We start from the raw sequence: 7,384 nt of genomic DNA, 5'->3' as shown, positions 1-7,384 counted from the left end.
ATGGTAGTTGGGGGTTTCCCCCTGTGAGAGTAGGACGCCGCCAAGCCATTTAAAAGATCAGCCATCCGGCTGGTCTTTTTTTTGTGTTATAAAACCAATTATGAGGCCCCATTATTTCTCCATATACAGAAAGTTGTTAGATCATCCTTGATAGAGGCCGAAATCGAAAGGCGGTTCTCATTTTATATTTAGAATCGTTTTGACCCATCATCAACTTAGGATATAAAGCGAGATGTTCTACCAAGCTAACTTAGATACGAGTTATTCAAATTGATTGCAAATAACTGGATAATTAGTTTAAATAAGCAGCATTGCATATATTTTATCTAAAAAGAAAATTTATTCAGAAACAGGTAACTTATTCAGAAACAGGTAAATAAAAAAGTGGAGAATATCGAAAAGGAAGGGAGCCTTCATAAATAATAAAATAATTTGCACCACTGTAAATAAAAGTGTTCTTCATCTTGTATGAACACACTAACAAATCAAAGGATGGCTGAACTTTTAAGGTGAATAGGTTCAAAAATGAGAGAACCTTTGGAATTTAAAAATAATGAGTATGAGGGATCGCTTCATGTGTTTGACACAATTAAATTAGCGCAGTATAATAATTTGGTAGAACGATATACTAAAGAAAGTTAACTAAAAACTTTAGCGTAAGAGTTAATTCAATACCTTTTGAATTTAGAAACTAATCGTTAAGTATTAGTAGAACGATATACCTAATTATTATTAGTAGAACGATGTACTAATAATAACTAAGATTAGTAGAACGATATACTAGTTTGTGAAAAGTTAGTAGAACGATGTACTAACTTTTGTCGGTTAACCTAATGAAGTTTATTGTTTTATTTAGTACGTAACTTGTTTTTTAAATTTATGGTATGGGGCAAGGGGGATACTTCTGAAAGGCTTAAGAATCAAATTGCATTTCGATAACTTTTTTAATAGGGGTGTGTTTCATGAAAAATCCATTTATAAAAATGGCAACAGGTTTATATATTAGCTATTTTATTTTAGGCATGATCAATATTATCATTGGGTCAAATATGGAAAATTTATCCGAACAATTAAATACAAGTGCCTCAGGGATAAGTTACTTGGTCTCTGCAATAGGAATCGGTAAGTTAGTTTCATTGTTTTTCGCCGGTAGACTGTCGGATAAGTTAGGAAGGAAGCCGTTTGTCGTTTCAGCATCTTTTATCTACCTGATCTTCCTCATAGGTATACCTTTGGCTCCTAACTACACATTGGCATTTATATTTGCTGTGTGTGCTGGTGTTGCAAACTCATTTTTGGATGCTGGTACGTATCCAGCACTTATCGAGGCTTTTCAAAAGAAAGCTGGTTCCGCTACTGTATTAATAAAAGCATTCGTTTCAGTCGGGGCCGCACTTCTACCATTTATCATGGCGTTCTTTATGGATAGAGATATGTTTTACGGATATACATTCTTCTTAATGGCTGCTGTTTATCTTGTTAATGGGCTTTTCCTCCTTAAGGTTTCATTCCCGGATCATAAAGCTCAACGCCAGACTCAAGATGATGAACAAGCTGTGCCGGTTCAACACCAATTCCTCTCAAAACCGAAGTTTGCCCAAGAGGGGGTTGCCGTCATACTATTAGGCTTCACATCAACTGCTTTATTCATGCTGGTTCAAGTCTGGCTCCCGAACTTTGGTCAAGCTGTATTGGGGCTAACTCAGGCTAAGGCTGTTCAATTGCTTAGTTACTATAGCATTGGCTCCCTTGTTTCTGTCATATTACTAGCAGTTCTATTGAATAAAGTAATTAAGCCCATTACCGTCATGATTATTTATCCGATCATTGCAGCATTATCTTTATTGTCACTCCTATACATCCAACAACCATTTATAACTGTTTTGAGCGCTTTCTTCATTGGGCTTTCAACTGCAGGGGTGTTCCAATTGGCCATGACAATAATAACAGAGTTCTTCCCTGCCAATAAAGGGACGATTACTTCATATGTAAACATTGCAGCCAGTTCAGCCTTTATTATCATACCTTTCGTTACAGGCATCATTTCTAAGAGTGCTGGTTTATCTGCGGTCTTCTTGTTTGATGTGGCAATTGCGTTAGTTAGTATTTTATTGGCCGTATTCGTTGCCTATCGATACAAAAAGGTAATTAAGGTTTCCAATTAACGGTTTAGCCGAAAATCAGCGGGGCATGAATCTCACTGAAGATAATGATAAAAGGGGGAAACATCCATGAAAACAATCACGATCAAAGACGTAACGATCGGTGAAGGGGTACCAAAGATCATCGTTCCACTGATGGGAACAACTGAAGAAGAACTGCTTAAAGAAGTTGAAACGGTAAATGCACTACAGCCGGATATCATCGAATGGCGAGTAGATGTCTATGAACAAGTTGAAAGCTTAGAAGCTGTTTCGGATATGATTTCTAAACTTAGGAGTGCTGTACCCAATACTTTGCTGCTTTTCACTTTTAGAAGCCATAATGAAGGCGGGAATAAGGAAATCAGCGATGAATATTATTTCAAACTTCTTCATGCAGCAATTGGCACGAAGAAGATTGATCTTGTCGATGTGGAGTTGTTTTTTGAAGAATCATCAGTGAAGGAGACTGTAAAGGTAGCTGAGGAAAATGGCGTATACGTAGTAATGTGTAACCATGATTTCGATAAGACACCAGCAAAAGAAGAAATCATTTACCGATTGCGTAAAATGCAGGAATTTGGAGCCCATATTCCAAAAGTCGCTGTAATGCCCCAGACGGTTGGTGACTTACTCGTTTTATTAGATGCAACTTACACGATGAAAACAAAGTATGCCGATCGTCCATTCATTACGATGTCAATGTCGGGCACAGGCCTGGTCAGTCGATTATCAGGTGCGGTGTTTGGTTCTGCTTGTACATTCGGCGCCGGAAAAGAAGCATCTGCCCCAGGACAAATTCCTGTTGCTCAATTAAGAGATGTATTGGAGATCATTGATCAAAACATTTAACTCATAATTTCTTTCAAGAAGGAATTTATATAAGATTTTAAAAAACAGGGGGAATAGAACATGGAAAATCTAGGACGAATTAATGGGAAAACGGAATTAGTAGGATTGCTGGCAACACCTATCGGACATTCTTTATCACCTGCCATGCATAATTTGGCTTTCGATAAATTAGGCTTGAATTGCGCTTATTTAGCATTTGAAGTTGGAAATGAACAGCTGGAAGATGCAGTCAAAGGGATGCATGCATTAAATGTAAAAGGATTTAACGTATCCATGCCCAATAAAATGAAAATACTTCCATATCTTGATGAATTGGCAGACAGTGCTAAATTTTCCGGGGCCGTTAATACAGTTGTCAATGTCGATGGAAAGTTCGTAGGTCACAGTACCGATGGTATGGGATATACTCGGAACCTAAAAGAACATGGTATAGATATTAAAGGCAAGAAAATGACTCTTATCGGTTCTGGCGGGGCTGCTACTCCAATTGCCATTCAATCTGCGCTGGAAGGTGTGGCGGAAATCAGCATTTTTGCTCGTGATGATGCTTTCTTCCCGCAAGCAGTAGAGAATGTAAGGATTATCAATGAAGATATGAAGCACTTAAATGTGAAAGCCAATGTATACCCTCTTGAAAATGTTGGACAACTAAAGGCTGAAATCGCAACTAGTGATATTTTGGCAAATGGAACCGGCGTTGGAATGAAACCACTTGAAGGCTTAAGTGTCATTCAAGACGAATCAATGCTGCGCCCTGATTTAATCGTAACCGATGTTGTATACATCCCACGTAAATCAAAACTAATGGAACAAGCTGAGGCTGCCGGTGCTACAGCCATTAATGGTCTTGGGATGATGCTTTGGCAAGGTGCATTGGCCTTTGAATTATGGACAGGTCAACAGATGCCTGTTAATTACATCAAAGAGCAATTGTTTGCAGAATAAGATGATTCCACTCTGGAGATTATTCTCCATTTTATCGTAATAGAGGTTTAGTCATAATCGATGTACATCATCGTTATATGATTCCCATCAAATGAGTGAAACCTCGGAGCTAAGAAAATGCAAGGAGTGAAATCCCTTGTTTTTCTTAGCGTTTTTTTTTTGAAAAGTGGTTTTCATATAAATGGATAACATAAAGGGGAGGCTTTAATGTAATTACATTTGCATTAAAGTGTTCTAGGGGAGAAACACAACGGGATTTTTTAGAGGGGTGTAATAATGAAAAATCAGTATTTTAAAGCGGCATCTGGCATGTATATTAACTATTTTCTGCTGGGGATGGTAAATATAATTCTCGCCTCAAACATGCCCTCTTTAACAGAACAATGGGATACGGACTCTACTGGCATCAGTTATCTTATTGCAGCTATAGGAATAGGTAGATTACTCACGTATGGTCTCTCGGGAGTATTATCGGATAAATTTGGAAGAAAGCCATTGGTCATTGTCTCTTCGGTTATAATGGGAGTTTTTTTAATTGGGATTCCATTTTCCCCCACATATGAAATGGCCTTTGTATTTGCTTTACTTGCGGGAATTTCCAACTCAGCCATGGATGCTGGTACATATCCGGCGCTAACCGAAATGTTTCCTGAATCTGCTGGTTCTGCCAGTGTCATGGTCAAGGCTTTTGGTTCACTTGGTGCAACAATCCTACCATTCCTCATCCTGTTTCTTGCTAGGAATCAATTATTTTACGGGTTTGCATTTTTATTACCGGCTGTCATCTATTTCATGAATTTGTTTTTTATGTTGTCCGCTTCATTTCCAAAAAGCAAATCCGACGCTGTCAGTCATGAGGAGGTTTTGCATATGAACAGGTTCATAACTGAACCAAAATTTTGGAGCGAAGGAGTCGCGCTAATCATAATTGGGTTTACATCAACTGCGTTATTTACAGTTTCGCAAATCTGGTTACCGAGTTTCGGCCAGGAAGTTGCAGGGATGTCATCTTCAGGTGCAATTAAATTATTGAGCTTTTATAGTGTTGGATCACTAATTTCCGTCCTGTTATTAACCATTTTATTAAACAAATGGATTAAGCCCGTGACGGTGATATTGCTTTATCCAATGATTACTTTACTTACGGTAATCATCATATTAACGATACATTCACCTATTGTCTTGAGTATTAGCTCCTTTTTCCTTGGAGCATCGACAGCTGGGATATTTCAATTAACCATTGCATTAATGACTGAACTATTCTGGAGGAAAAAAGGAACTGTAACGGGGATCGTTGCGACGGCATCCAGTTTGGCGAGCGTCATTTTACCAATTGCAACGGGCTTGATCGCTAAGAGTGGGGATATATCGCATATATTTCTTTTCGATTGCTTTATTGCAACGATAGGAATCCTAGCTGCAGCTTTTGTTTATTACCGGTATAAAAAATTGACACAGCATCAGACCATATTTAACCATGGCTAAAATATCGAAGGATTATTAAAACTTCTAGAACTAGGGTGGCGTTTTTTTGATATAGATGTATTGGAGGGATTATTAATCGATGAGATAACCATGTTCCAAAAGCAAGGGTGTAATAATGACAGTAACTATATTATTATTATAGTAAGAACATGATAATAATAAGTATATCAAAAATACATTCAAGATGGTGATTGAACTATGAAACAATCCAAAAAAGGACGGGTCACGCTGCAAGAGGTAGCGAAACATGCTGGGGTATCTACATCCACTGCATCCCTTATCGTTCGTAATAACCCCCGGATATCGGAAGCGACGCGAAAAAAGGTATTAAAATCCATGCGTGAATTAGGCTATGTTTACGATAGAATTGCAGCAAACCTAAGGTCGCAGAGTTCCGATACTGTAGGAATCATTATTACCGACATATCAAATACCTTTTTTTCTGAATTCCTGATAGGCGTTCACGATGCATTGGATGAGGTTGGTTATACAGTGTTGCTGGGGACTACATTCGACTCGGTTGCCAAGCAAGACCATCTCCTTTCGACCATGATGGAACATAGGGTGGGAGGCCTGATTCTTTGTCCTGTCTCTGAAAGCTCACAAGATACAATTGAACGGTTAAATGAAATTGACACGCCGATGGTCCTTGCTGTCAGGGAACTACCTGGAGTGAATAGCGACTATGTAGGCATAGACTATCCAGAAGGAGCCAAGATCGCTGTTGAGCATCTCCTTGGAAAGGGGCATAAAAGAATTGCGCTTCTTGGTGGCATCAAGGAATCTTCTACTTGGATTGAGAGAATGGAGGGATACCGTGAAGCTCTTTCAAGAGCGGGATTGGAAGTGGATGATTCGTTGGTGATAGATAGTGCCCCTACACGGGAAGGAGGGCTGGAGGCTGTATTGAAAGTACTTGAGAATCCTAATCCGCCTACGGCAATTTTTTGCTTTAGTGACTTAATTGCCTTCGGTGTTATGCAAGGATTAATGATGAAAGGATATACACCTGGAAAAGATATAGATATCGTAGGGTTCGATAACGTTCCAGTCGCAGAAATCTATCATCCTCCGTTAACGACCATTTCCTCATTCCCTAGACGTATAGGAAAGGAGGCGGCGAATCTTCTGTATCAGCAAATGGAGAAAGTTGAACGTGAACAACAGCGAATCATATTGAATCCAGAACTAATTATTAGAGAGTCTTCCTAAAAAAGAAAAATAAAAAGGTGATTAGTTTACAGGAGGCTAAGTATCCATACCGCTGTACCCTTTTCATCTTTTCTATTATTCTTTTATTGGGAACATTGATTACATAACAAAAAGGATGGTTTTACTTAAGCGGTTCATAAATATCCCAGGCCACTTTCAATGAATCGACTATGAAGTCTGCCACTTCATCAACATCAAGATCATTGGTATTCACTTTTGAATGATGATAGGAGTATATTTCTTGTCTTGTGTAAAAGAGTTCTTCAATTTCCTCAAGTGACCGACTTTGTAAAACAGGTCTACTATCAATTAGTAAGCCTATTCTCTCTTTCCAGTATTCCCAAGATAAGTCCAGATAAAAGACAATGCAATTGGATAAACAGATATTCCGTATATCCTCTTGTAAAAATGCCCCGCCTCCAACTGAAATGATTTTCAATTGCTGTTGACTAAAGCTTTCAATCACACTTTTTTCTTTTTCGCGAAAAGCTTTTTCCCCAAACTTCTTGAATATTTCCGTAGTGGGCATATTGAATTCCTTTTCAATCTCTTGATCTATGTCAATAAAGTCCCTATATAATTTCCTTGCTACTTTCTGACCGATCGTTGTCTTTCCTACCCCCATAAAGCCAATAAAAACGATACTTTGCATCCTCAAAGATGTGTTTTTATTAATCATTTATAAATTCCTCTCCCAACTATTTTTATAATGATTAAAAGGCTCTCCTGAAATTTTTAAAATATATTTC

At 38.2% G+C, this 7,384-nt stretch carries 6 protein-coding genes; 5 read left to right on the top strand and 1 reads right to left on the bottom strand.

The window, feature by feature from the left end; translation table 11 throughout:
• The first annotated feature begins 962 nt into the window (after nt 1–962).
• The 5 genes from ACFVSH_RS20685 (at nt 963) to ACFVSH_RS20665 (ending at nt 6,635) form a co-directional block, all read left to right on the top strand.
• A complete protein-coding gene (locus ACFVSH_RS20685) occupies nt 963–2,165 on the top strand; it encodes an MFS transporter (RefSeq protein ID WP_387605016.1) in 1,203 nt (400 codons plus the stop codon).
• A gap of 66 nt (nt 2,166–2,231) precedes the next feature.
• A complete protein-coding gene (aroD, locus tag ACFVSH_RS20680; protein WP_387707577.1) occupies nt 2,232–2,993 on the top strand; it encodes a type I 3-dehydroquinate dehydratase in 762 nt (253 codons plus the stop codon).
• A gap of 60 nt (nt 2,994–3,053) precedes the next feature.
• On the top strand, nt 3,054–3,938 hold the full coding sequence (locus tag ACFVSH_RS20675; RefSeq protein WP_387605018.1) for a quinate/shikimate dehydrogenase: 885 nt from the start codon (nt 3,054–3,056) through the stop codon (nt 3,936–3,938).
• A gap of 276 nt (nt 3,939–4,214) precedes the next feature.
• Nucleotides 4,215–5,423, top strand: a complete 1,209-nt coding sequence (locus tag ACFVSH_RS20670; RefSeq protein WP_387605019.1) for an MFS transporter — start codon at nt 4,215–4,217, stop codon at nt 5,421–5,423.
• A 198-nt stretch (nt 5,424–5,621) separates the two neighbouring features.
• Nucleotides 5,622–6,635 (top strand): LacI family DNA-binding transcriptional regulator, encoded by a 1,014-nt coding sequence (locus tag ACFVSH_RS20665; protein ID WP_387605020.1) that lies wholly within the window; start codon nt 5,622–5,624, stop codon nt 6,633–6,635.
• Nucleotides 6,636–6,756: 121 nt separating this feature from the next.
• On the opposite strand, the gene ACFVSH_RS20660 is transcribed toward ACFVSH_RS20665, so the two are convergent.
• Nucleotides 6,757–7,314 carry a shikimate kinase gene (locus ACFVSH_RS20660; protein WP_230304103.1) on the bottom strand — a complete coding sequence of 186 codons (558 nt, stop codon included), beginning with the start codon at nt 7,312–7,314 and terminating at the stop codon, nt 6,757–6,759.
• Nucleotides 7,315–7,384: the final 70 nt, after the last annotated feature.

Source organism: Peribacillus sp. NPDC058002 (genome assembly GCF_042886655.1).
Classification (GTDB): domain Bacteria; phylum Bacillota; class Bacilli; order Bacillales; family DSM-1321; genus Peribacillus; species Peribacillus aracenensis.
Note: the sequence above shows the minus strand (reverse complement) of the source record. Positions and strands in the feature narration are given on the sequence as shown.